The organism is Stenotrophomonas sp. AC248, from assembly GCF_979258185.1.
The window spans coordinates 2,792,938-2,816,440 of the sequence record NZ_OZ409840.1 but is presented as its reverse complement, the minus strand read 5'-3'; the positions used below and the strand labels follow the sequence as shown (position 1 = coordinate 2,816,440).

Genomic DNA, 23,503 nt, shown 5'->3' with positions numbered 1-23,503 from the left:
TCCACGGATGGGCAAGCGCGTGTGCGGTAGGTACCGACCGTTGGTCGGTACGCAGACGGTCCGCCCCGGCGGATTTTTTTGGATCGTGATCTGTAAACGATTTCAGCTTGGTTGAGGCTATGCTCTCCAGCACGAACATGCGCAAAAGGTGGTGGTCGATGAATGCATCTCGGGTGGTGTCGCTGGCGTTGCTGTCCGTGGCCATGGCCGGTTGCCAGCAGCAGGCGCCGGACAAACCGGCAAAGCCGAAGCCGCCGGTGATCCTGGTTGAAGCCGACGTGCCGCCGCGCCCGATGAAGCCGGAGCTGCCGCCGCTGTTCGACGATATCGAACGCCGCACCTTCCAGTTCTTCTGGGATACCACCAACGAGGTCAACGGCCTCAGCCCCGACCGCTACCCGTCGCGCCCGTTTGCCAGCATCGCCTCGGTGGGCTACGCGCTCACCGCCTATCCGATCGGCGTGGAGAACGGCTGGGTGAGCCGTACCCAGGCCGTGGACCGCACCCTGCTCACGCTGAAGTTCTTCCGCGACCTGCCGATGGGCCCGCAGCGCACCGGCAAGGGCGGCTACAAGGGCTTCTACTACCACTTCCTGGACATGCAGCAGGGCCGTCGTTACGACAGCTGGGTGGAACTGTCCAGCGTGGATACCGCGCTGCTGATGATGGGCGTGCTGTTTGCCCAGTCGTACTACAGCGGTGACGACGCCCGCGAAAAAGAGATCCGCGAGATTGCCGACACGCTCTACAAGCGCGTGGACTGGCCGTGGCTGCAGCAGCGTGCGCCGCTGATCTCGATGGGCTGGTTCCCCGAAAGTGGCTTCATCGACCACGACTGGATGGGCTACAACGAGGCGATGATGGTCTACATCCTCGCGCTCGGCTCGCCGACCCACCCGGTCAGCCCGGACGCGTGGACGGTCTGGACGCGCACCTACGACAACGACTGGGGCGTGTACCAGGGCCAGGAATACCTGTCCTTCGGCCCGCTGTTCGGGCACCAGTACACGCATGTGTGGGTGGACTTCCGCGACATCCAGGATGCCTACATGCGTGAGCGTGGCAGCACCTACTTCCTCAACAGCCGCTCGGCCGCGCTGGCCCAGCGCGAGTACGCCATCGCCAACCCGATGAACTGGAAGGACTACGGCGAGAACGTGTGGGGCCTGACCGCCAGCGATGGCCCGCAGAACACCACCCAGGAATACCGCGGCGAACAGCGCCAGTTCCGCCATTACTCCTCGCGCGGCGCCGGCCTGCGCGAGAACTTCGATGACGGCACCATCGCCCCGACCGCAGCGATCGCCTCGGTGGTGTTCGCCCCGGAAGAAGTGATCCCGGCCACCGAAGAGATGCACAAGCGCTACGGCGACTACATCTATTCCAGCTACGGGTTCCTGGATTCGTTCAACCCCAGCTTCAACTACGACATCCCGATCAAGACCGGTCGGCTGGTGCCCGACCGCGGCTGGGTGGCCAGCGATTACATCGGCATCGACCAGGGCCCGATCCTGACGATGATCGCCAACTACCGGAACGATTTCGTCTGGGACGTGATGAAGAAGAACGTGCACATCCGCAAGGGTCTGGAGCGCGCCGGTTTCAGTGGCGGCTGGCTCACCCCGGAAGGGGAGCAGCAGCCGATGGAGCTGCAGAAAGACGAGAAAGCCGCGTCGGCGCGCTCGGTCGGCATTGCCGAATCGCGCGCGGCAGCCGCCCAGGAACAGAAGAACAATGCCACCACCAACCGCAACCAGCAGCAGGGGAAGTAGAGCAGTGCAATCGATGTCGCGCCCGAAGCGGGGGTTGAGCCTGGTGTTGCTGCTGGTTGGCAGCCTGTTGTTGAGTGCCTGCCGGAAAGAGCCGGAAGGGGTGACGGTACGATTCTGGGCGATGGGCCGCGAGGCCGAAGTGGTCACCGGCCTGATCAAGGAGTTCGAGGCGGAAAACCCGGGCATCCACGTCGATGTGCAGAACATCCCGTGGACGGCCGCGCACGAAAAGCTGCTCACCGCATTCGCCGCCGACGGCCTGCCCGACGTGTGCCAGCTGGGCAACACCTGGATCCCCGAATTCGCCGAACTCAACACCCTGGTGCCGCTGCAGCCGTATGTGGCGCAGTCCAAGGTGGTGGACCCGGCCGACTACTTCCAGGGCATCTGGGACACCAACGTGGTGCATGACGAGCTGGTCGGCGTGCCGTGGTACGTGGACACGCGCCTGCTGTACTACCGCAAGGACCTGCTGGCCCAGGCCGGCTACGACCACCCGCCGCGTACCTGGGCGGAGTGGAACGAGATGATGGCCGCCATCAAGAAGATGCAGGGCCCCAAGCGCTACGCGGTGCTGATGCCGATCAACGAATTCGAGCAGCAGCTGTCGTTCGCGTTGCAGCAGCCCGACCCGCTGCTGCGCGATGCTGATACCCGCGGCAACTTCAGCAGCCCCGGCTTCCGCAAGACCTTGGGCTTCTACGAAAACATGTTCGCCCAGGGCTGGGCGCCGCGCATGTCCGAAACCCAGATCTCCAACGTGTGGGATGAGTTCTTCCGCGGCTTCAACGTGTTCTACCTGTCCGGCCCGTGGAACATCCGTGAGTTCAAGAAGCTGCAGCCCAAGGAACTGGAAGGCAAGTGGGGCACCGCCGCACTGCCGGGCCCGGATGGTCCGGGCGCCGGTATCGCCGGCGGCACCAGCCTGGTGATCTTCCGTTCCTCGCAGCAGAAGGAAGCGTCGTGGAAGCTGATCGAGTTCCTGTCGCGCCCGGCGATCCAGGAGCGCTTCCATTCCATCATCGGCGACCTGCCGCCGCGGCGCAGCACCTGGGAATATCCCTCGCTGGCCAACGACCCGCTGGCGCAGCCGTTCCGCGACCAGCTGGAACGCGTCAAGCCCACGCCCAAGGTGCTGGAGTGGGAACGTATCGTGCAGGAAATGCGGATCATCACCGAACAGGTGGTGCGTGGTGGCCTTGATCAGGATGTAGCAGTGAAGGAACTGGACAAGCGCGTGGACAAGGTCCTCGCCAAGCGCCGTTGGATGCATGAGCGCGATGCGCAGGAGAAGGCCGCCGGTTCGGGCGTGCATTCCAGCGCGGTGGCCACGGGAGCGGCGCAATGAAGCAACGTTCGCTTGCCGGCTGGCTGTTCGCCGGCCCGGCCATCCTGGTGATCGGTGTGTTCTTCGGCCTGCCGGTGTTCTCGGCGCTGGCGCTGAGCATCACCGATTTCGACCTGTACGCCCTGGCCGACGGCGGCAACCTGCGCTTTGTCGGGCTGGGCAACTACATCGACCTGCTGCAGACCCCGATGTTCTGGAAGTCGCTGTGGAACACCACCTACTTCGTGATCGTCGGCGTGCCGATGTCGATCGGGGTATCGCTGGGTGCGGCGATCCTGCTGAACGCCCCGGCGGCGCGTTTCAAGGCGCTGTTCCGTACCGCATTGTTCGCCCCGGTGGTGACCACCCTGGTGGCGGTGGCGGTGATCTGGCGCTACCTGTTCCACACCAGCTACGGCCTGGTGAACTACGGGCTGGGCCACATCGGGATCAATCCGATCGACTGGCTGGGTGATCCCAACTGGGCCATGCCGACCATCATGCTGTTCGCGGTGTGGAAGAACTTCGGCTACAACATGGTGATCTTCCTGGCCGGCCTGCAGGCGATCCCGCATGACCTGTACGAGGCCGCGCGCATCGACGGCGCCTCGCGCTGGAAGCAGTTCCTGCACATCACCCTGCCCATGCTCGGCCCGGTGCTGCTGGTGGTGGGCGTGATTACCGTGTCCGGCTACTTCCAGCTGTTCGCCGAACCCTACGTGATGACCCGCGGCGACCCACTGCAGAGCACCGTCAGCGTGCTGTACTTCATGTTCGAAGAAGGCTTCAAGTGGTGGAACCTGGGCCGCGCCTCCGCGGTGGCGTTCCTGCTGTTCCTGATCATCCTGGCGGTAACCAGCGTCATGCTGCGTTTCGGCCGCAAGAGGCAGTTGGTATGAGTCGTGAAATCGGCCAGTCGCGCTGGCATGCATGGTGGGTCAACGGTGGCTTGACGGTACTGGCGCTGGTCAGCCTGGCGCCGCTGCTGTGGATGTTGTCGGTGTCGTTCATGCCCACCGGCGAGGCGGCGCATTTCCCGCCGCCGCTGCTGCCGTCCTCGGTGACCACCGCGAACTACCACGAGCTGTTCGCGCGCACCGGCATGGGCAACAACTTCGTCAACAGCCTGGGCGTGTCGCTGGCGATTACGCTGGGGTCGCTGCTGCTCAACACCATGGCCGGCTATGCGTTCGCCAAGCTGCGTTTTGCCGGCCGCGAGCGCATCTTCCAGGTGCTGCTGGCCGCGCTGGTGATCCCGGCGCAGGTGGCCATGCTGCCGCTGTTCCTGCTGATGAAGCAGCTGGGCCTGGTCAACAGCTTCGGCGGGGTGATCGTGCCGGCGCTGGCCAGCGTGTTCGGCATCTTCCTGGTGCGCCAGTACGCGCGCTCGATTCCCGATGAGCTGCTGGAAGCGGCGCGCATCGACGGGGCAGGGGAGATGCGGATCTTCTTCCAGATCGTGTTGCCGATGCTCAAGCCGGTGCTGGTGACCCTGTCGATCTTCACCTTCATGGGCGCCTGGAACGATTTCATGTGGCCGTTGATCGTGTTGACCGACCAGGAGCACTACACTTTGCCGGTCGCCCTGGCCACCCTGTCGCGCGAACACATCATGGACGTGGAAATGATGATGGCCGGCGCGGTGGTCACGGTGGTTCCGGTGCTGCTGCTGTTCCTGGCATTGCAGCGTTACTACATCCAAGGTCTGCTGCTGGGGAGTGTCAAAGGGTGAAACATGCCGTCGTCGCGGTGGGTCTGGGTCTTGGGCTGTTGTGGTCGCTGGCGGCCCCGGCCGCCGCGCCGGCCCCGTTGCCGGCACCGAAAGCGCTGGACAGCTTCGACGACATGACGCCCTGGAAGCTGGTCGTGTCCGACCAGGTCAGCGGCTCGCTGCGCAGCGTGGTCGGCAGTGGCGGCGGGCGCGCGCTGTGCGTGGACTACGACTTCCACGATGTGTCCGGTTACGTGGGCATCCGCCGCGAGCTGGGCATCGAGTACCCGGCCAACTACCAGTTCGGCCTGCAGCTGCGCGGCGACTCGCCGGCCAACGACCTGCAGTTCAAGCTGATCGACGCCAGCGGCGACAACGTGTGGTGGGTCAACCGGCCCGGCTACACCTTCCCCAAGGCGTGGAGCACGGTGCAGTACCGCGCGCGCCAGATCGACAAGGCCTGGGGCCCGGGCAAGGACCCCACGCTGGCGCGCAGCGCCGCGGTCGAGTTCACCATTTACAGCAAGGTCGGCGGCAAAGGCACGGTCTGTTTTGACCGCCTCACCCTGCAGGGCCTGCCGCCGATGGATACCTCGGCACTGACGCCGTCGGTGATTGCCGATACCGCCACCGCACTGCAGAGCCGCATTGCCGATGGCAAGCCGGACACGGTGTGGATCAGCGGCGGCGTGGCCGACCAGACCATCAGCCTGGACCTGCACAAGGTGCGCGAGTTCGGCGGTGCGGTGATCCAGTGGCTGCCCGGCCTGGAGGCCACGCGCTACGTGGTGCGTACCTCGCAGGACGGACGCAGCTGGAAGGAAGTGCGCGAAGTGGTGGGCGGCGGCGGCGACCGCGACTGGCTGGCACTGCCCGATACCGAAGCGCGCTACCTGCGCTTCGACCTCAAGGGCGGTCCGAGCTGGCGCTACGGCATCCGTGACATCAGCCTGAAGCCGCTCGATTTTGCGGCCACCCCCAACGACTTCGTGCGTTCGGTAGGCGCCGACCTGCCGCGGGGTTCGGTGCCGCGCGGGTTCAGTGGCGAGCAGCCGTACTGGACCCTGCTGGGCCTGGACGGCGGCCGCGAACAGGCGTTGATCGGCGAGGATGGCGCGCTGGAAGTGGCCAAGGCCAGCTTCAGCGTGGAGCCGTTCGTGCAGGTGGACGGCAAGCAGCTGCTGAGCTGGGCCGACGTGGCCAGCAGCCAGTCGCTGCAGGACGATTACCTGCCCATCGCCAGCGTCGACTGGCGCCACGACAAGGCCGCGTTGAAGGTCACCGGGTTCGTGCAGGGCACCCCGGACAAGGCGCAGCTGGTGGGGCGCTACACGCTGCGCAACCCCGACAAAGTGGCCCACGACTACACCCTGGCGCTGGCCGTGCGGCCGTGGCAGGTGAACCCGCCCACGCAGTTCCTCAACACCGTCGGCGGCGTCAGCCGGATCGACAACCTGTCGGTGGAAGCCACCGACGTGGAGGTCAACGGCAGCCCGCGCCTGTACCCGGCGCAGGCCCCGGACAGCACGTTTGCCACCACCTTCGACGGCAAGCTGGACGTGGTCCACCTGGCCAGCGGCAAGCTGCCGGGCACCACCGAAGTGCGCGACCCGACCGGGCTGGCAAGCGGTGCGCTGCTGTACCGCTGGCGGCTGGAGCCGGGCCAGAGCCGCGAGGTGGCCATCGTGCTGCCGCAGACCGGCAGCTGGACCATGCCCAAGGACTTCGATGCGGCCAAGGCCCAGCAGGCCGTGGCCTCGATGTGGCGGACCAAGCTGGACCAGGTGACCCTGCAGGTGCCCGCCGCCGGCAAGCCGCTGGCCGACACCCTGCGCACCGCGCTGGCACACATGCTGATCTCGCGGATCGGCCCGAGCATCCAGCCGGGCACGCGCTCGTACTCGCGCAGCTGGATCCGCGACGGCGCGATGATTTCCGAAGGCCTGCTGCGCATGGGCCGCAGCGATGCGGTGCGCGAGTACGTCACCTGGTATGCCCCGCACCAGTTCGACAACGGCAAGGTGCCGTGCTGCGTCGATCCGCGCGGCAGCGACCCGGTGCCGGAAAACGACAGCCACGGCGAGTTGATCTTCAACATCGCCGAGTACTGGCGCTACACCGGCGACAGCACCTTCCTGGAGGTGATGTGGCCGCACGTGCAGGGCGCCTACACCTACATGGAGCAGCTGCGCCTGAGCGAGCGCACCGAAGAGAACCGCGCGCGCAACCCGGCGTTCTACGGGATGATGCCGGTGTCGATCAGCCACGAAGGCTATTCGGCCAAGCCGATGCATTCGTACTGGGACAACTTCTGGGCGCTGCGCGGCTACAAGGACGCGGCCACCATCGCCAGCACGCTGGGCAAGATGGACGCCATGCAGATCAGCGCGTCGCGCGACCAGTTCCGTGACGACCTGCAGGCCTCGCTGCTGGCCGCCGTGGCCCTGCACAAGATCGACTACCTGCCCGGCGCGGCCGAGCTGGGCGACTTCGACGCCACCTCCACCACCATCGCGCTGGCCCCGGGCGGCGAGCAGGGCCGTCTGCCGCAGCCGTACCTGGACAACACCTTCGAGCGTTACTGGAAGCAGTTCGAGGAACGCCGCGACGGCAAGCGCGAGTGGAAGGATTACACCCCGTACGAGTGGCGCAACGTGGCCGCGTTCGTGCGCCTGGGCTGGCGCGACCGCGCCTGGCAGGCCACCGAGTTCTTCTTCAAGGACCGTGCCCCGCAGGCCTGGAACCAATGGGCCGAAGTGGTCTCGCACACGCCGCGCAAGCCGTTCTTCGTCGGTGACCTGCCGCATGCCTGGGTTGCCTCGGACTTCGTGCGATCGGCGCTGGACATGTTTGCCTACAGCCGCGACGTCGACGACAGCCTGGTGCTGGCCGCCGGCGTGCCGACGCGATGGCTGGAAGGGAAGGGCGTGGCGATCAAGGGCCTGCGCACCCCGAACGGCCAGCTGAGCTACGCGCTCAGCCGCAGCGACAAGCAGTTGGTGCTGGACCTGTCGGCCGGGCTCGTGCCGCCGCAGGGCGGGGTGGTCCTGCCGTGGCCCTACAGTGGCGAACCCGGTAACACCACCGTCAACGGCGAACCGGCGCAGTGGGTGAACGGCGAGCTGCGCATCACCCAGGTGCCGGCGCGGGTCGAGATCGACGTGCCGTCGTCGGTGCGCCGCGCCGAGCGGAAGGCACAGTGATGGACATGCATCTTTATCGCGCGTGGCTTCGCCGTGGCATGGCCGGGCTGCTGGCATCGGCGGCCTTGCTGGCCGGCGTCGCCCTGGCTGCCGAACCCGTCGCCGTCACCCCGGCACCCGCGGCGTCGACGAGCGCTGCGCCGGGCATGAGCATGGTCACCTTCAACCTGCACCACGACCGCGAAGACTGGCCTGCGCGGCGCAAGGTGATCCTGCGCGAACTGCAGGCGCTGCGCCCCGATGCGATTGCCCTGCAGGAAGTGATCCAGAAGCCGCACGTGCGCAACCAGGCCGCGTGGTTGGCGCGCAAGCTCGGCTACGACTACCAGTTCGTCTCCACCGATCCGCCCGGCCGCTTCAAACGCTATGGCAATGCGCTGCTGACCCGGCGCCCGGTGCTGGCGCGCAATGACCACCTGCTGGCACCGCTGGGCGACTACCGCACGGTGGCGCACCTGCGCATCGATGTCGACGGCCAGCCGGTCAACGTCTATGCCACGCATCTGAACGAGCGTTCCGATGACAGCGGCAGCCGCATCCGCGGCGAGCAGGTGGCCGACCTGTTGAAATTCATTGCGACCACCTCGGGCACGGCGCCGGTGGTGATCGCCGGTGACTTCAACGCGCTGGTGGATGCGGGCGATCTGAGCGCGCTGCGCAACCACTACGGCGACAGCTTCGGCAGCGTGCACGTCAACAACGAGCTGGCCCAGGTGAGCACGCTCAACCGGCACTACTACGAAGCCCCGTCGCGCATCGACCACATTTTCTTCCAGCAGGACCGCCTGCTCGCGCGCGAGGCGCGGATCCTGTTCGACCAGCCTTACGCCGAAGGGCGCTGGGCGTCGGACCACTACGGTGTATGGACGCGCCTGCAGTTCGCGCCCAGTCCGGGCAGCCCGGCCGCCACCACGCCCTGAGTGCGAGGTAGAGCCACGCCGTGCGTGGCTGCCCCTTCGCTGCACGTGTGTACCCACCAACGGTGGGTACCTATGCCTGCGCTACGGGAGGGTGTGCTCGCTGATCTTCTCCCACGTCTGGCCGTCGCGCGTGCGCCAGGTGCCGCAGGTGGCGCAGCACCCGCCGGCGCCGAACGCCATGCGCCCCAGCACCGCAACCACCGGGCCGTCTTCGTGGCGCAATGATTGCCGCTGGCAGTCGGTGAAAAACGGGTAGGGCGGCGGTGCCAGCACTTCGGTGAGGGCGACCGCCTGTTCGGGTCCGCGCGCCACCCGGAAGATCTTGCAGTCCTTCACCAGCAGTTCGACGTCCACGTTCTGCAGCCGGCCTACGAACAGGTCTTCCGGCGCGGCATCGCGTACCGCGATGGCCGCGTCACTGAGTGGCACAGGGTCGGGTTGGCAGGCCGACGGCAGCACCAGCATCGCGGCGCAGGGCGTGAGGCGAAGGCGAAGGCGTCGATTCATGCGCCGAGCATGCCACAGCACACGGGCGGCCCAAACGCAGACAGCGGCCCGAAGGCCGCTGTCTGTTTGCTACGTTCCCACTGGCGCGGGATCAGGCCTTGTCGTGCTTGTCCTGATCCGGCTTGCCAGCTTCTTCGGCCTGCGCGACATCGGTGGGGATGTCATCGCGGGCTTCGGCCTGGGCAGCCTGTGCGGCAGCGTCGGTGCTGGCGGGGGTGTCGCTGCCTGCATTGCCGAACAGCTGGCCGTTATGCACGACCGGGGCAGCCGGGGCGGCCTCGGTGCGGGCGGCCGGTGCCGGTGCGGCCTTCTCCGGTGCCGGCTGGGTCGGGTCGACGGCATCGAGCATGCTCGACTGCACGGGGCGACCGGCCTGGCCCGCATCGGCGGTCACGGCGACGGGGGCGGTTTCCACCGGCTTCGGCGCGTCGACAACCGGGGCGGCTTCAACGGCCTTCGGTGCTTCGACGACCGGTGCAGCTTCAACAGCCTTCGGTGCTGCGGCCACCGGGGCAGCCTCAACCGCCTTCGGTGCTTCAACGACCGGGGCGGCTTCAACAGCCTTGGGTGCTTCAACAACCGGGGCGGCTTCGACAGCCTTCGGCGCGGCAGCAACCGGAGCGGCTTCAGCAGCCTTCGGCGCATCAACCACCGGGGCGGCTTCAACCGGCTTCGGTGCGGCGGCAACCGGGGCAGCCTCAGCAACCTTCGGCGCTTCCACCACCGGAGCGGCCTCAACCGCCTTCGGCGCTTCAACAGCCGGGGCAGCGTCAGCAACCTTCGGCGCGTCGACCACCGGCGCAGCCTGCACCGGCTTGGCGGCGTCGACCATCGGCGGTGCCGGCATCGGCGATTCCACGAACGGCACGCGGTCGGTGTAGGACGGGGCGGGCTTCTCGGCCGGCGCCTGCGGGGCCTCCGGGGCGGCTTCGCTGTGACCGGCGGTCACGACCGGGCTGCTGACCACGGCCACCGGTGCGGCGGCGGCAACTGCGGCCACCGGAGCAGCAACGGGTGCCGGGCGCGGCGCCTGGACCGGTGCGGCGGCGGGCGCAGCAGCGGTTTCGTCGTCGAACTCGAACTCCGGCTGCGGCTGGCCATTGCCGGCCGCCGGACGCGGGGCCTGGGCGGTGTCGCCACCGTCCTGGTCGCCATCCTGGTCGTCGCTGTCGCCGTCATCATCCAGACCGGCGTCATCGTTCAGACCATCGCTGCCGGCAGCCTGCTCGCCATTGCCACGACGACGACGACGGCCACCGCGACGGCCGCGACGACGGCGCGAGCCGCCTTCGCCATTGGCGTCATCGCCGGTGCCCGGGGCGTCGGTCTGTTCACCGTTCTCGCCGGTGGCGACCTGTGCCTCGTCCACGGCGGCCGCGGTCTGCGCGCTGTCCTGCGCGGCGGCGTACGGAGCGGCGGCCTCGGCCACGCCCACGGCAGCGGCGGTCACCAGTGCCGCATCGGCAACCGGCGCGGTCGTGTTGCCCGGCTTCGGCGCATCGGCCTGCGGCTGGCGTGCCGGCTTGTCGCTGGCCACGGCCTTGTCGGCATCGCCCTGCTGCCTGGGCTGCTGCGGGTTCTGCTTCTGCTTCAGCTTCGGCTGCTGCTCATTGCGCGGCTGCTTGGGCTGCTGTTCGTTGCGCGGCTTGGCCTGGCCCGGTGCCTGCACCTGCGCGGCATTGCCGGCCACCGGTGCGGCCACGTCCTGGCGGCGCTCGTCGCGACGCTCGTTCTTGCCACCGCGTTCGCCACGCTCGCCACGTTCACCGCGGTCCTTGCCACGACCCTGGCCCTGCGCCTGTGCGCCGCCATTGCCGTTGCGCTCGCCACCACGTTCATCGCGGCGGCCGCCAGTGCGGTCCTTGTTGCGATCCTTGTTGCGGTTGTTGCGGTTGCCGTCCTGGGCCTGGCGTGCGTTCGCCGGCGGGGCAGCGGCCGGGGCCGGTTCGCCACCGAAGATGCGCTTGAGCCAGCCCACCACGCCGGTGGCGGCCGGTGCGGCCACCGGGGCCGGGGCAGCGACCGGTGCGGGCGCGGCTTCCGGTTCCGGGGCTTCGCGGATCGGCGCCGGCTGGCTGTGCTTGACCTGGGTCACCACCGGGGCCACCGGGATGTTCAGCTGGGCCTTGGTCAGGGCGTGCACCGGCAGCTTGCGCGGGGTGCCGCGCTGGTAGCTCGGCTTGCCGCTTTCTTCGCCCAGCTCGTTGTCGCGCAGGCGGGTCACTTCGTAATGCGGGGTGTGCAGCTGTTCGTCGGCGACGATCACGATCGGCGCGTCATGGCGCTGTTCGATCTCGCGCAGGGCGCTGCGCTTTTCATTGAGCAGGTAGTTGGCGATCTCGACCGGGGCCTGGACCAGCACCTGCCCGGTGTTCTCCTTCATCGCATGCTCTTCAGCCACGCGGATGATCGACAGCGACAGCGACTCGACGCTGCGCATGCGGCCATGGCCGTCGCAACGCGGGCACACGATCTGGCTGGATTCGCCCAGGCTCGGGCGCAGGCGCTGGCGGCTCATTTCCATCAGGCCAAAGCGCGAAATGCGGCCCAGCTGCACGCGCGCACGGTCGTACTTGAGCGCGTTCTGCAGGCGGTTTTCAACTTCGCGCTGGTGCTTGTTGGAGGCCATGTCGATGAAATCGATGACCACCAGGCCGCCCAGGTCGCGCAGGCGCAGCTGGCGGGCCACTTCTTCGGCCGCTTCCAGGTTGGTCTGGAACGCGGTGTCCTCGATGTCGCTGCCCTTGGTGGCGCGCGAGGAGTTGACGTCGATGGCGGTCAGCGCCTCGGTCTGGTCGACCACGATCGAGCCGCCGGACGGCAGGCGCACGTTGCGCTCATACGCGCCTTCGATCTGCGATTCGATCTGGAAGCGGTTGAACAGCGGGATGTCGTCGGTGTAGTGCTTGAGCTTGCGCAGGGTCTGCGGCATCACCTGCTGCATGAACTCGCGGGCGGTCTCGTACAGTTCCTGGGTGTCCACCAGGATCTCGCCGACGTCGGCGCGCAGGTAGTCACGCAGGGCGCGCACGATCAGGCGCGATTCCTGGTAGATCAGGAAGGAGGCCGGCTTGGTCAGCGCCGCTTCGGCGATCGACTTCCACACCTGCAGCAGGTAATCCAGATCCCACTGCAGCTCTTCGGCATCGCGGCCGACGCCGGCGGTGCGGATGATCACGCCCATGTCGTCGGGGATGTCCAGCTTGTCCAGCGCTTCCTTCAGCGCGGCGCGGTCTTCACCCTCGATGCGACGCGACACGCCGCCGGCGGTGGGCGAGTTCGGCATCAGGACCATGTAGCGGCCGGCCAGGGAGATGAACGTGGTCAGGGCCGCGCCCTTGTTGCCACGCTCTTCCTTGTCGACCTGGACAACCACTTCCTGGCCTTCACGCAGCAGTTCGCGGATGCCGGCCTTGTTGTGGTCCACGCCCGCAGCGAAGTAATCGCGCGAGATTTCCTTCAGCGGCAGGAAGCCGTGGCGTTCGCCGCCGTATTCGACGAAGGCCGCTTCCAGCGACGGTTCAAGGCGCGTGATGCGACCCTTGTAGATGTTCGACTTCTTCTGTTCCTTGGACGGCTGTTCGATGTCGATGTCGTACAGCGTCTGGCCATCCACGATGGCTACCCGCAGCTCTTCAGCCTGCGTGGCATTGATCAGCATTCGCTTCATTGTTGGGTTCCTCGCGCGCTGCTACCGCGCGGAACACCATGGGGTTTCGCTTCTGGTCACGCTTCGACGCCCATCGCGCAGGCGCGGGGAGGGCGGCTTGGGTTTCCAGCGCTACAACACCACGGCAGCCCGCGGGAGCGCTTCATTTGTTTTGGTTTGGGTGTTACGGGCCGGAGGCAGCTGTCAGCCAGGCTGGAGCGCCACAGGGACATGTTTTTCAGCACAGACGCTTGTCAGGCATCCGGCGATGGCCGGGACCGCCGGTGAGCCGCTAACATGGCCGCCCCGGGGGCGGTGGCTGCGCACTGTGCCGGAATCGCGGGAAGTCGGGCTTCTGGCCCAGAGCAACTTCCAACGAAATCAATCCCTTATCTCGCATGCCGAGTGTAACAGAATAAAAGGCCAATGACCGTTACCGAGCCCACCCCCAAAGCCGCTGAAGCCATGACCAGCGTACGTATCATCACCGTCCCGGCCGACCGCGCCGGGCAGCGCCTGGACAACTTCCTGCTCGGCCAGCTCAAGGGTGCGCCACGCAGCCTGATCTACAAGCTGGTGCGCAGTGGCCAGGTCCGGGTCAACGGCGGCCGTGCCAAGGCCGAGCGCAAGCTGGAGCCGGGCGACGAGGTCCGGGTACCGCCGGTTCGTCTCACCGAGGAAGGCGACAAGGCCGGTCCGCCCGCCGCGTTCATGAAACGGCTGGAAGATGCCATCGTGTTCGAAGACGATCGGCTGCTGGCGCTGAACAAGCCGTCCGGCGTGGCCAGCCACGGCGGCAGCGGGATCAGCTTCGGTGCGATCGAGACGCTGCGTGCGCTGCGCCCCGGCAAGACCTTGGAACTGGTACACCGGTTGGACCGCGACACGTCGGGCCTGCTGATCGTGGCCAAGAAGCGTTCGGCGCTGAGCGAGCTGCAGGCGCTGCTGCGCGAAGACCACGGTTCGGGCATCCGCAAGCACTACCTGACCCTGCTGGTCGGGCGCATGCCCGATGGCACCATGACGGTGGATGCGCCGTTGCATGTGGGGCTGCGCCAGGGCGGGGAGCGCCACGTGCAGGTCAACCCGATCGGCAAGGAGTCGATCAGCCACTTCAAGGTGCTGGAGCGCAAGGGCGGGCATTCGTACTGCGAGGTCCGCATCGAAACCGGCCGCACCCACCAGATCCGCGTGCATGCCCAGCATCTGGGCCATCCGGTGGCCGGTGACGACAAGTACGGCGATCCGGACGTCAACAAGCGGCTTCGTGACCAAATCGGGCTCAAGCGCCTGTTCCTGCACGCCGCCTCGCTGGAGTTCGCCCTGGACGCCGGCAAGACCCCGTACCTGCTCAACGCGCCGCTGGCCGACGAGCTGACCGAGGTGCTGAACCGGTTGAAGTAAAGCCGGATCTGCCCGGCTACCCCCGCCCGCATCGGTAGTGCCGGCCGCTGGCCGGCTCTGCACCGTCTCGATCGACATGTGTCGGTAGTGCCGGCCGCTGGCCGGCTCTGCACCGTCTCGATCGACACGTATCGGTAGTGCCGGCCGCTGGCCGGCTCTGCACCGTCTCGATCGACATATGGAGGAGCCGGCCAGCGGCCGGCACTACCGGGCCCGCGTTATCGGGTTATAGCCCCGGCCTCACCACTTGAACAGCACCAGGCTGATCGCCAGGCTGCCCATGCCGGCCACCAGGCCGTACACGGTTTCGTGGCCCTTGGCGTAGCGCTTGGCCGCCGGCAGCAGTTCGTCCAGGGCCAGGAACACCATCACCCCCGAGATCAGGCCGAACACCCAGCCGAACGTGGCGTGGTTGAGCATGCCCGACAGCGCGAAGTAGCCGATGGCCGCGCCGACCGGCTCGGCCAGGCCCGACAGCAGGCTGGCGCCGAAGGCATACCACTTGTTCTGGGTGGCGAAATACACCGGCACCGCGATGGCAATGCCTTCGGGAATGTTGTGGATGGCGATGGCGAACGCCAGCGGCATGCCCACCGACGGGCTTTCCAGCGTGGCAAAGAACGTGGCCAGGCCCTCGGGAAAGTTGTGCGCGGTGATCGCGATCGCGGTCAGCAGGCCCACCCGCTTGATGTAGGCCTTGTTGTTGTCGCGGAAGACCGGGTCCTGCTTGTCCAGGCTTTCGTGCGGGTTCGGGATCAGGTGGTCGATCACCACGATCAGCAGCACCCCGGCCAGGAACGCGGCCGTGCCGTAGGCGAAGCCCAGCCGGGCATCGTAGGCCTGGGTGAACGAATCGATCGCCTTGTTCAGGATCTCGGTAAGCGACACGAACACCATCGCACCGCCGGCAAAGGCCAGCCCGAAGGCCAGCAGCCGGGGGTTGGGCCGTCGCGAGAACAGCACCATCAGGCTGCCCAGGCCCGTGGCCAGGCCGGCGGCCAGCGTCACGCCAAGCGCGACCCAGACATTTTCAGCGGAAATTTCGAGCATGCGCTACAGCGTCCTTGGAGAAGTGCAACGCGCCCCGGTGGGGTTCACCGGGGCGCGGTAAGGGGAGGCTGGCGCTGGCTGACCTCGGATCAGGGCGGACTCAACCGCCGCGGCGAAGCCGCTCTTCCACCGCGAAGCACTCGTCCGGCTTGGGCTGCGGCGGGTTGAAGCTCACCGGTACCTGGATGGTGGTGGACACCGTCTGGCCGGCGCGGGTGGCCGCCTTGAACTCCCAGCCTTCCACCGCCGTCTTGGCCTGGGCGTCGAGCTGGGCGTTGCCGCTGCCGCTCACCAGCGCCACTTCACCGGGCTTGCCGTTGGCGGCGATCACCACCTTGAAGGTGCTGGTGCCGCCGATGCCCTGGCAGGCCAGTTCGATCGGGTACTGCGGCGGCGGGGTCTTCACGGCGGCCACTTCGGTCGGCGCGGCCACCGGGGTGGCGGGCTCGGCCGGCTTGTTGCAGCCGGCGAGGGCGGCAAGGGCGATGCTGGACAACACGAGGGACTGCAGTTTCATGGGGTCACTCCGTCAGGGCCGAAGCCTTCGCTGCGCAGATGAAGTCGTTTTCGCTCAGGCCACCCACGTCGTGGGTGGAAAAGCGCACCACGGCCCGGTCGTAATGCACGCCCAGGTCGGGGTGGTGGTCTTCGCGGTGGGCTACCCAGGCCAGGGCGTTCACGAACGCCATGGTTCCGTGGTAGTTGTCGAAGCGGAAGGTGCGGGTGAGCGCCAGGCCGTGTTCGGCCAGCTCCCAGCCGGGCACCTGGGCCAGCAGTTCGGCCACCCGGGCCTCGCCCAGCTTGTGGTCGCTGCCCTTGCGCGGCACGCAGCGCGCCCGCGCCAGCGGAATCAGGTCGGCCATGAAATCCTCCACTCCCAGTGTTCTAGCAAGATGACTGAACGATGCGCCGGCCAATGTATAAACCGAATGAGCGCATAACATGTAAGCCGCTAGAATAGCCCGATGATCCAGATATCCGACACCGCCCAAACCTATTTCCGCAAGCTGATCGAGCGTGAGGCCGTGCCCGGCATGGGCGTGCGCCTGAGCGCCGTCGATGCGGGCACCCCCCGCGCCGATGCCCGGCTGGAGTTTGCCGAGCCTGCCCAACTGCTCGGCGACGAATGGGCGGTGGACTGCGATGGCTTCACCCTGTTCGTGGATGCGCCCAGCGTGGGCTGGCTCGACGGTGCCGAGATCGACATCGTCAGCAACGCCACCGGCAGCCAGCAGCTGACCATCAAGGCGCCGAAGATCAAGGGCGAAGCCCCGGGCGAGGCCAATTCGCTGGTCGAACGCGTGCGCTGGGTGGTGGAGAACGAAGTGAACCCGCAGCTGGCCTCCCACGGCGGCAAGGTGGCGGTGCAGGAAGTGTCCGCCGATGGTGTGGTGCTGCTGCGCTTCGGTGGCGGCTGCCAGGGCTGCGGCATGGCCGATGTGACCCTCAAGCAGGGCATCGAAAAAACCCTGATGGGCCGGGTGCCCGGGATCACCGCGGTACGCGACGCGACCGACCACGACAGTGGCGACGCGCCGTATATCCCGCGCGGCACGGCCGCCTGATCGCGCTGCGTGCCACTGCGCCGGGCCGACGACATCCTCGATTGGCTGCTGGCACGCCAGCCGGACAACCGCATCCTTGAGAAAACCACGGGCCTTCCCTACGGGTGGGGCCTGTGGCTGCGCGCGCTCAGTCCGCTGCCGCGCCCGTTTCGTTCCAGCGAGGTCATTGCCGCACTGATCGGGCGCCCGTTGCCGGTGTCCACCGGGCGGCTGCCGCAGCTGGGGTTCGTGCAATCGCTGCGGCGCCTGCTGTGGCAAGGCTGGGAACCGGCCCCGCGCGACCAGCGCTGGATGCGCTGGAGCTCGGCCACGATCAGCCTGCTGCTGCACGTGCTGTTTGCCGCGCTGCTGCTGTGGGTGGCGCTGATTCGGCCGCCGGTGGTGCCGGCGCAGGGCGGCGAAAGTGGCCGCGTGCAGGTGTCGCTGGTGGGGCGTGGCACGCCACAGCAGGACGACGGTGGCCAGGCCCCCGCGCCGACACCGGTCGAGGCGACGCCGGACACCGCGCAGCCACAGCCTCCGACGCCGCAGGCCGAACCGACGGCGGCGGCCACGGCGTCCACGCCGCAGCCGCGTGCCAACCCGCCGCCGGCCAGCGAGCCGCAGCCGGCGCCGCCCAGCCCCGCCACGCCCACCCCGGAACAGCCGCTGCAGGCCACCGACGTGGCGCAGGCCACCACCGATTTCGTGGTGCCACCGCCCAGCGCGGTGCGCACCGAGGTGCGCGTGGTACCGCGCGATCCGCAGGACATCGCGGTGCGTGAGCGCACGGTTGCCACCGTGGAGGCCCCGTCGCCGCGTGCCAACGTGGCGACGCCGCGCCCCACCGAGCCGCAGCTGCGCACGCCCGAGCTGACGGTGCGCGAGCGCGAGGTCAGCGTGGTCGAGGCGCCGGCCCCGCCTGTGGTGGTGCCCGGCCCGCGCGTGGATGTGCCGCTGCCGCAGCGTGAGGTGCAGGTGCGCGAGCGCCAGGTGCAGCCGTTGCTGACGCCCCCGGTGGCAGTGGCGCGCATGCCGCAGCGCGACCTGAGCGTCCCGGCGCCATCGCCGGCCCAGGTGGCCGTGCGCGAACGGGCGGTGCCCAATGCCACCCCGCGCCCGGCGCCGCCGACCCCCACCACCGCCCCGGCCAGCGCATCCACGGCGACCGCGCCGCGTTCCACCCCTGCGCCCAGCACCAACAGCGCCACGAGCACGGCACCGGCCACGCCGAGTCCGTCGCCGGCCAAGCCGGCTGCGGATCCGGGCAACTGGGCCGCGTCGCGTCGCGGTGACGACTGGGCGGCCGCCAACCACCCGCAGGACCGTGACCTCAACGGCCGCGCGGTGAGCGCGACCGGCGCCAGTGGTGGCAGCCTGTTCAATGCCGACGGCAGCGTGCGCGTGGCCGGCCAGGACGGAAAGGGCGCGGCCGAGCGCGGCGCGCCCGGTGGCGACAAGGACGGCTGGACCAAGGAGCGCATCGCCCAGTCCGGCACGTGGCTCAAGCGGCCGCCGTACGACTACACCCCGACCTCGTTCGAGAAATACTGGGCGCCCAACGAATCGTTGCTGGCCGAGTGGGTGCGCAAGGGCATCAAGTCGGTGGAGATCCCGATCCCGGGCACCAGCTCGTCGATCTCGTGCGTGGTGTCCATCCTCCAGTTCGGCGGCGGCTGTGGCCTGAGCGATCCGAACATGCAGGACCAGCCGGCCGTGGCGCGCCCGCCGCCGGATATTCCGTTCAAGAGAGAGCTGCAGGACGACAACGGCAGCCGCTGAGGCGCAGCCTCAGCGGCGGGTAGAGCCACCCCATGGGTGGCTGCCGCCCGGGTCAGGCGTCACGGCGCATCACAGCCACGCATGGCGTGGCTCTACCGGATGGGGCGATGGTGGGTCACAGCCACGCATGGCGTGGCTCTACCGGATGAGGTGATGGCGCCTGGCAGCCACGCATGGCGTGGCTCTACCCGGGTGCGGGTTACGGCGCGGGGTCCGCGTCCAGTTCCACGTCTGCATCCTGCAGCGCCACGAACGCCCAGAACGGCACGTTGCTTTCGCTCCAGAAGCGGCTGGCTTCGTCGAGCACCTCCAGCAGCGTGTCGAAGTCGGCGCCAGCCTGCGCGCGCAGTGCATCGGCATCATTGAAGAGCAGCGCATAGCCGTTGGCCGGCAGCCAGGCCAGGTCGCGCAGGTTGTCCGTCAGTGCATCCCAGTTGCCGCCGAAGCCGGTCGGGAAATCCAGGCGCGCAGCCAGCCGCATGAGCAGCGTGCGCTTGTCCTGGCAGCCGTCCAGGTCGATCTGGACCACGCGCAGGCCGGCATCGCGCATCGCCGCCGACAGCGGGCCCACGTCGCCGTTGCCGATGGCGTACACGCCGGCGTTGTTGATGTCGTGCAGGCCCAATTCGAATGCGTCGTGGTTCATTGCCAGCTCCCGGCCGGTGGTACATCAAAACTGCGGAATGTTTCGTAGTGGTCGTCGGTGTAGAACCAGCCGGTGGGCGGGGTGCCGCCGGTGACGATGCGACGCGCACCGCGATTGCCGGCACCGGGGGTGTCGACGGTGTACTCGTGGTAGTAGCCGCGTGGACGCGGCGGCAGGCGCTGCTCGCGGTTGCCGAACACGCTGCCGTCCTGGCGGTGCGGGAACGGACCGCCGCGCTGGATCAGCGCGATGGTGGCGCGCGCCTCGGCCGGCAGGAACGGGGGCAGCGGGTCGTGTGCGGGCGTGCGCGCCGCTGCCGCCGCCGGTGCGGCCTCGATCGGTTGCGACAACGAAGGGGCGAACTGCGGCGGTGGCGGACGCTGCATCAGCTTGACCGCAGCCAGGCCGCCGATCAGCAGCACAATGGCGAGCAGCAACAGAAGGGGCTTGCGCATGGGGCAGGGCGGGCCAGGGAAGACAGCCGCTACTGTACCGCCAAGCGCGTATCCGGCGATGAGGCGCAGCCGAACAGCGCCGCCCCGCCGCGCGTTGCCGTCACCGGTGCGTAACACCGTGTGTAGAACCGGCATGCGCAGGACCAAGTTTCCTTTACATGGGCCTTGGTAAGCTTGTCGGCCATCCCCATCATCGTCAGCGCAACGCCCGGTCTTCGCCGGGTGAGTGAGCTACCAGGAGAACCACATGGCCTATACCCTCCCCAAGCTGTCCTACGCCTACGACGCACTTGAGCCGAATATCGACGCGGCCACGATGGAAATCCATCACACCAAGCACCACCAGACCTACATCAACAACGTCAACGCCGCGCTGGAAGGCACCGAGTTCGCCGACCTGCCGATCGAAGAACTGGTGAAGAAGACCAAGTCGCTGCCGGAGAACCTGCAGGGTCCGGTGCGCAACAACGGTGGCGGCCACGCCAACCACAGCCTGTTCTGGACCGTGATGTCGCCCAACGGCGGCGGCGCACCGGTGGGCGACGTGGGCAAGGCCATCGAGTCGCAGCTGGGTGGCTTCGAGAAGTTCAAGGAAGCCTTCACCAAGGCCGCACTGACCCGCTTCGGCAGTGGCTGGGCATGGCTGAGCGTCACCCCCGACAAGAAGGTGGTGGTGGAAAGCAGCGCCAACCAGGACAGCCCGCTGATGGACGGCAACACGCCGATCCTGGCGCTGGACGTCTGGGAACACGCCTACTACCTGAAGTACCAGAACCGTCGCCCGGAATACATCGGCGCGTTCTTCAACGTGGTCGACTGGAACGAAGTCGAGCGTCGTTACCAGGCCGCGATCGCCTGAGCGATACCGTCGCTAGCATGACAAAACGGCCAGGCAGCAATGCCTGGCCGTTTTCGTTTGGGGCGCCGCGCCAGGTGGATCAGGGCGCGCTGGCGGGTACCGGCGACTGCAGCCGCAACGTAGCCATCACCCCCAGCCGCAGCGCGCCCTTGTCGGGCACCGTGCCGTCGGCGGCGGGCAGCTTCAGGGCCTGTTGCCCGATGCCCTCGAAATGCTTGACTTGGAACAGCACGTCCAGCCCATGGCCGCGCGCGCTGCCGGCCACCGAGGGTGGATCGACCCGCTCGCCGGGGTTGCGCCGCGCGGGCTGGAAGCCGGGGGCGCTGCGCACCAGTTCGGCGGTATCGGCTGAGAAGTCGCCGGCGATCAGCGAGGGCAGCCCTTCGGCCGTAGCGCCGATCCAGGTCATCAGGTCGCTGCTCTGGTGGCGGCGTACCTCCGGTTCGTCCGGGTCCGGGCGTAGCCGTGCCACATAGATGTTGATCAGCTCTTCCTGCAGCTTCACCCGCAACATCCCGGCCGCGCTGAACTGCCCCGGCGGGTGCAGCAGGGTGACGCCGTCTTCGCTGACCGGCAGCCGGGTCAGCATGGCGCTGCCATGGCGAAGCGCCTGGCTGGGCGGGTCGGCGGTGACGAAATCGCAGCTGTAGCGCAGCCGGGTGGCCAGCCAGCAGGCCGGGTTGCGGCCCTGCGCCTGCATGACGCGCTGGACCGCGATGACGTCCGGCTGCAGTGTCTCGAGCATCTGCAGCACCTGGTCGCGGCGTTGCTCCCATTGCCCTTCGTCCAGGGTGGGCAGCTCCAGCGTGGCCACCTTGAGCAGGCGCGGACCGGGGTCGGCCTGGCGCGCCTGCACCTGCGCCGCCGAGGCGGCCCAGAGCATGAGCAGCAACCAGCCCGGCCAACGTCCCGTGACAGCAGTGGAGATCATGCGCATAACGATAAGTTTACGCTTTGTCCGTCGACGCTTCGTGACTTCCGCCGCGATTTGACGCGTTTGCCTGCCATGTCCGTGGCGCGCTGTCATGTAGGAGCGCAGCGTGCGTGGGCGTAGGGGTTCCGGTAAGCTCGCGCCCTTTCGTATTCGCAGGACAGCCCCATAGGATGAGCACGATCGCAGCCGCCAGCGCAGGCAAGGGAAGAATGCCGCGCCAGATTCCGTACATCATTGGCAACGAGGCCTGCGAACGGTTCAGTTTCTACGGGATGCGCAACATCCTGGTGCAGTTCCTGATCACTTCGCTGCTGCTGCAGGAAGTGCTCGACCCGGCGAGAGAGGCCGAGGCCAAGGACATCATGCACAGCTTCATGATCGGCGTGTACTTCTTCCCGCTGCTCGGTGGCTGGCTGGCCGACAAGTTCTTCGGCAAGTACCACACCATCCTGTGGTTCAGCCTGATCTACTGTGCCGGTCACGCCTGCCTGGCCTTCTTTGAGGACAGTCGCCAGGGCTTCTTCGTCGGTCTGGGCCTGATCGCGCTGGGTGCCGGCGGCATCAAGCCGCTGGTGGCGTCGTTCATGGGCGACCAGTTCGACCAGAGCAACAAGCATCTGGCCAAGGTGGTGTTCGAAGCGTTCTACTGGATCATCAACTTCGGCTCGCTGTTCGCCTCGCTGCTGATCCCGTTGGCGCTGAAGAACCTCGGTCCGTCCTGGGCGTTCGGCATCCCGGGCATCCTGATGTTCGTGGCCACCCTCGTGTTCTGGATGGGCCGCAAGCGGTATGTGCTGGTGCCCCTGCCGCCGAAGGATCCGCATTCGTTCGGCAACGTGGTGCGTACCGCGCTGACCGCGCAGGTGCCGGGCAAGGGCCGTCCGGGTCGTACCCTGGCCATTCTCGGTGCGGTGCTGGCCGTGGCTTCGATGGGTCTGGTGGGCAGCCTGGGCATCGTGATCTGCCTGTGCATCGCGCTGGTCCTGCTGCTGGCCGGTATCGGTGGCGGTACCTGGCTCCAGCTGGACCGCGCCCGCGCGGTGCACCCGGCCGAGGCCGTGGAGGGCGTGCGCTCGGTGCTGCGCGTGCTGGTGATCTTCGCGCTGACCACGCCGTTCTTCTCGCTGTTCGACCAGAAGGCCTCGACCTGGGTCCTGCAGGGCAAGGACATGGTCATGCCGAGCTGGTTCACGGCCTCGCAGATGCAGGCGTTGAACCCTGCGCTGGTGATGCTGCTCATCCCGTTCAACAATCTGGTGCTGTACCCGACCCTGCGCCGGTTCGGCTTCGAGCCGACCGCGCTGCGCCGGATGACCGCTGGTATCGCCTTCAGTGGCCTTGCCTGGGTAGCGATCGGTGGTATCCAGGTGATGATGGACGGTGGCAACGCCATGTCCATCTTCTGGCAGATTCTGCCCTACGCCCTGCTGACCTTCGGCGAAGTGCTGGTCTCGGCCACCGGCCTGGAGTTTGCCTACAGCCAGGCACCGCAGGCGATGAAGGGCGTGGTGATGAGCTTCTGGAACCTCACCACCACCATCGGCAACCTGTGGGTGCTGCTGTCCAACGCCGCGGTGCGCAATGACACGGTCACCCACCAGATCGCGAGTACCGGACTGAGCCAGGCGGCGTTCCTGATGTTCTTCTTCGCCGGCTTCGCGTTCGTGGCGGCGTTGGCCTTCGGTTGGTATGCCAGGCGCTATCGTATGGTCGACAACTACCGTACGGCCTGAGCCCTGA

Annotated in this window: 19 protein-coding genes; 11 read left to right on the top strand and 8 right to left on the bottom strand. The window is 67.6% G+C overall.

Going from position 1 to position 23,503, the window contains the following annotated elements; genetic code table 11:
• Positions 1–158: 158 nt before the first annotated feature.
• The 6 genes from ACZ0AE_RS12835 to ACZ0AE_RS12810 are packed head-to-tail and all read left to right on the top strand — an operon-like array spanning position 159 to position 8,933.
• Positions 159–1,772 (top strand): glucoamylase family protein, encoded by a 1,614-nt coding sequence (locus ACZ0AE_RS12835; RefSeq protein WP_051598772.1) that lies wholly within the window; start codon positions 159–161, stop codon positions 1,770–1,772.
• Positions 1,773–1,806: 34 nt separating this feature from the next.
• Positions 1,807–3,120, top strand: coding sequence for a sugar ABC transporter substrate-binding protein (locus tag ACZ0AE_RS12830; protein ID WP_241658956.1), 1,314 nt, complete (start codon positions 1,807–1,809; stop codon positions 3,118–3,120).
• The gene (locus tag ACZ0AE_RS12825) at positions 3,117–3,998 is read left to right on the top strand and encodes a carbohydrate ABC transporter permease (protein ID WP_038687498.1); all 882 of its coding nucleotides are present in this window, start codon (positions 3,117–3,119) and stop codon (positions 3,996–3,998) included. Before ACZ0AE_RS12830 ends, ACZ0AE_RS12825 begins: the two co-directional genes overlap by 4 nt.
• Positions 3,995–4,831, top strand: a complete 837-nt coding sequence (locus ACZ0AE_RS12820) for a carbohydrate ABC transporter permease (protein ID WP_038687499.1) — start codon at positions 3,995–3,997, stop codon at positions 4,829–4,831. The genes ACZ0AE_RS12825 and ACZ0AE_RS12820 overlap by 4 nt, the downstream gene beginning before the upstream one ends.
• Before the next feature lie 47 nt (positions 4,832–4,878).
• The gene (locus tag ACZ0AE_RS12815) at positions 4,879–8,013 is read left to right on the top strand and encodes a discoidin domain-containing protein (RefSeq protein ID WP_463602095.1); all 3,135 of its coding nucleotides are present in this window, start codon (positions 4,879–4,881) and stop codon (positions 8,011–8,013) included.
• Between the two features lie 5 nt (positions 8,014–8,018).
• Positions 8,019–8,933, top strand: coding sequence for an endonuclease/exonuclease/phosphatase family protein (locus ACZ0AE_RS12810; protein WP_463602094.1), 915 nt, complete (start codon positions 8,019–8,021; stop codon positions 8,931–8,933).
• An 81-nt stretch (positions 8,934–9,014) separates the two neighbouring features.
• Here ACZ0AE_RS12810 and ACZ0AE_RS12805 read toward each other — a convergent pair whose 3' ends face one another.
• Entirely contained in the window at positions 9,015–9,440 is a 426-nt protein-coding gene (locus tag ACZ0AE_RS12805; RefSeq protein WP_463601310.1) for a hypothetical protein, read from the bottom strand.
• Between the two features lie 91 nt (positions 9,441–9,531).
• Complete coding sequence (locus ACZ0AE_RS12800) at positions 9,532–13,110, bottom strand: Rne/Rng family ribonuclease (protein WP_463601309.1); 3,579 nt, start codon at positions 13,108–13,110, stop codon at positions 9,532–9,534.
• A 405-nt stretch (positions 13,111–13,515) separates the two neighbouring features.
• Here ACZ0AE_RS12800 and ACZ0AE_RS12795 point away from each other — a divergent pair, with 405 nt between their 5' ends.
• A complete protein-coding gene (locus ACZ0AE_RS12795) occupies positions 13,516–14,493 on the top strand; it encodes an RluA family pseudouridine synthase (protein WP_038687505.1) in 978 nt (325 codons plus the stop codon).
• Between the two features lie 240 nt (positions 14,494–14,733).
• Here ACZ0AE_RS12795 and zupT read toward each other — a convergent pair whose 3' ends face one another.
• The 3 genes from zupT to ACZ0AE_RS12780 all read right to left on the bottom strand — a co-directional run bounded on the left by zupT (position 14,734) and on the right by ACZ0AE_RS12780 (position 16,406).
• Complete coding sequence (gene zupT, locus ACZ0AE_RS12790; protein WP_038687506.1) at positions 14,734–15,543, bottom strand: zinc transporter ZupT; 810 nt, start codon at positions 15,541–15,543, stop codon at positions 14,734–14,736.
• A 100-nt stretch (positions 15,544–15,643) separates the two neighbouring features.
• On the bottom strand, positions 15,644–16,060 hold the full coding sequence (locus ACZ0AE_RS12785) for an energy transducer TonB (protein ID WP_038687508.1): 417 nt from the start codon (positions 16,058–16,060) through the stop codon (positions 15,644–15,646).
• 4 nt (positions 16,061–16,064) lie between these two features.
• A complete protein-coding gene (locus ACZ0AE_RS12780) occupies positions 16,065–16,406 on the bottom strand; it encodes a 4a-hydroxytetrahydrobiopterin dehydratase (protein WP_463601308.1) in 342 nt (113 codons plus the stop codon).
• 102 nt (positions 16,407–16,508) lie between these two features.
• Between ACZ0AE_RS12780 and ACZ0AE_RS12775 the strand changes: the two genes are divergently transcribed.
• Both ACZ0AE_RS12775 and ACZ0AE_RS12770 read left to right on the top strand, forming a co-directional pair.
• Positions 16,509–17,108, top strand: a complete 600-nt coding sequence (locus ACZ0AE_RS12775) for an NfuA family Fe-S biogenesis protein (protein ID WP_038687513.1) — start codon at positions 16,509–16,511, stop codon at positions 17,106–17,108.
• A gap of 9 nt (positions 17,109–17,117) precedes the next feature.
• The gene (locus tag ACZ0AE_RS12770; RefSeq protein ID WP_463601307.1) at positions 17,118–18,869 is read left to right on the top strand and encodes a hypothetical protein; all 1,752 of its coding nucleotides are present in this window, start codon (positions 17,118–17,120) and stop codon (positions 18,867–18,869) included.
• Positions 18,870–19,068: 199 nt separating this feature from the next.
• Here the strand turns inward: ACZ0AE_RS12770 and ACZ0AE_RS12765 are convergent, their stop codons facing one another.
• Both ACZ0AE_RS12765 and ACZ0AE_RS12760 read right to left on the bottom strand, forming a co-directional pair.
• Entirely contained in the window at positions 19,069–19,515 is a 447-nt protein-coding gene (locus ACZ0AE_RS12765; RefSeq protein ID WP_038687516.1) for a barstar family protein, read from the bottom strand.
• Positions 19,512–19,970 carry a guanyl-specific ribonuclease gene (locus tag ACZ0AE_RS12760; RefSeq protein ID WP_447594678.1) on the bottom strand — a complete coding sequence of 153 codons (459 nt, stop codon included), beginning with the start codon at positions 19,968–19,970 and terminating at the stop codon, positions 19,512–19,514. Before ACZ0AE_RS12760 ends, ACZ0AE_RS12765 begins: the two co-directional genes overlap by 4 nt.
• 247 nt (positions 19,971–20,217) lie before the next feature.
• Between ACZ0AE_RS12760 and ACZ0AE_RS12755 the strand changes: the two genes are divergently transcribed.
• Positions 20,218–20,829 carry a superoxide dismutase gene (locus ACZ0AE_RS12755; RefSeq protein ID WP_038692027.1) on the top strand — a complete coding sequence of 204 codons (612 nt, stop codon included), beginning with the start codon at positions 20,218–20,220 and terminating at the stop codon, positions 20,827–20,829.
• 79 nt (positions 20,830–20,908) lie between these two features.
• Here the strand turns inward: ACZ0AE_RS12755 and ACZ0AE_RS12750 are convergent, their stop codons facing one another.
• Positions 20,909–21,760, bottom strand: coding sequence for an endonuclease/exonuclease/phosphatase family protein (locus ACZ0AE_RS12750; protein ID WP_425598305.1), 852 nt, complete (start codon positions 21,758–21,760; stop codon positions 20,909–20,911).
• A 173-nt stretch (positions 21,761–21,933) separates the two neighbouring features.
• On the opposite strand from ACZ0AE_RS12750, the gene ACZ0AE_RS12745 reads away from it, so the two are divergent.
• Positions 21,934–23,496, top strand: coding sequence for a POT-type proton-dependent oligopeptide transporter (locus ACZ0AE_RS12745; protein WP_038687523.1), 1,563 nt, complete (start codon positions 21,934–21,936; stop codon positions 23,494–23,496).
• Positions 23,497–23,503: the final 7 nt, after the last annotated feature.

Coding starts and splice junctions, on each gene's coding strand:
- ACZ0AE_RS12835 (WP_051598772.1), top strand. CDS start 159: ATGAATGCATCTCGGGTGGTGTCGCTGGCGTTGCTGTCCGTGGCCATG.
- ACZ0AE_RS12825 (WP_038687498.1), top strand. CDS start 3,117: ATGAAGCAACGTTCGCTTGCCGGCTGGCTGTTCGCCGGCCCGGCCATC.
- ACZ0AE_RS12820 (WP_038687499.1), top strand. CDS start 3,995: ATGAGTCGTGAAATCGGCCAGTCGCGCTGGCATGCATGGTGGGTCAAC.
- ACZ0AE_RS12810 (WP_463602094.1), top strand. CDS start 8,019: ATGCATCTTTATCGCGCGTGGCTTCGCCGTGGCATGGCCGGGCTGCTG.
- ACZ0AE_RS12805 (WP_463601310.1), bottom strand. CDS start 9,440: ATGAATCGACGCCTTCGCCTTCGCCTCACGCCCTGCGCCGCGATGCTG.
- ACZ0AE_RS12800 (WP_463601309.1), bottom strand. CDS start 13,110: ATGAAGCGAATGCTGATCAATGCCACGCAGGCTGAAGAGCTGCGGGTA.
- ACZ0AE_RS12795 (WP_038687505.1), top strand. CDS start 13,516: ATGACCGTTACCGAGCCCACCCCCAAAGCCGCTGAAGCCATGACCAGC.
- zupT (WP_038687506.1), bottom strand. CDS start 15,543: ATGCTCGAAATTTCCGCTGAAAATGTCTGGGTCGCGCTTGGCGTGACG.
- ACZ0AE_RS12785 (WP_038687508.1), bottom strand. CDS start 16,060: ATGAAACTGCAGTCCCTCGTGTTGTCCAGCATCGCCCTTGCCGCCCTC.
- ACZ0AE_RS12780 (WP_463601308.1), bottom strand. CDS start 16,406: ATGGCCGACCTGATTCCGCTGGCGCGGGCGCGCTGCGTGCCGCGCAAG.
- ACZ0AE_RS12775 (WP_038687513.1), top strand. CDS start 16,509: ATGATCCAGATATCCGACACCGCCCAAACCTATTTCCGCAAGCTGATC.
- ACZ0AE_RS12765 (WP_038687516.1), bottom strand. CDS start 19,515: ATGAACCACGACGCATTCGAATTGGGCCTGCACGACATCAACAACGCC.
- ACZ0AE_RS12760 (WP_447594678.1), bottom strand. CDS start 19,970: ATGCGCAAGCCCCTTCTGTTGCTGCTCGCCATTGTGCTGCTGATCGGC.
- ACZ0AE_RS12755 (WP_038692027.1), top strand. CDS start 20,218: ATGGCCTATACCCTCCCCAAGCTGTCCTACGCCTACGACGCACTTGAG.
- ACZ0AE_RS12750 (WP_425598305.1), bottom strand. CDS start 21,760: ATGATCTCCACTGCTGTCACGGGACGTTGGCCGGGCTGGTTGCTGCTC.
- ACZ0AE_RS12745 (WP_038687523.1), top strand. CDS start 21,934: ATGAGCACGATCGCAGCCGCCAGCGCAGGCAAGGGAAGAATGCCGCGC.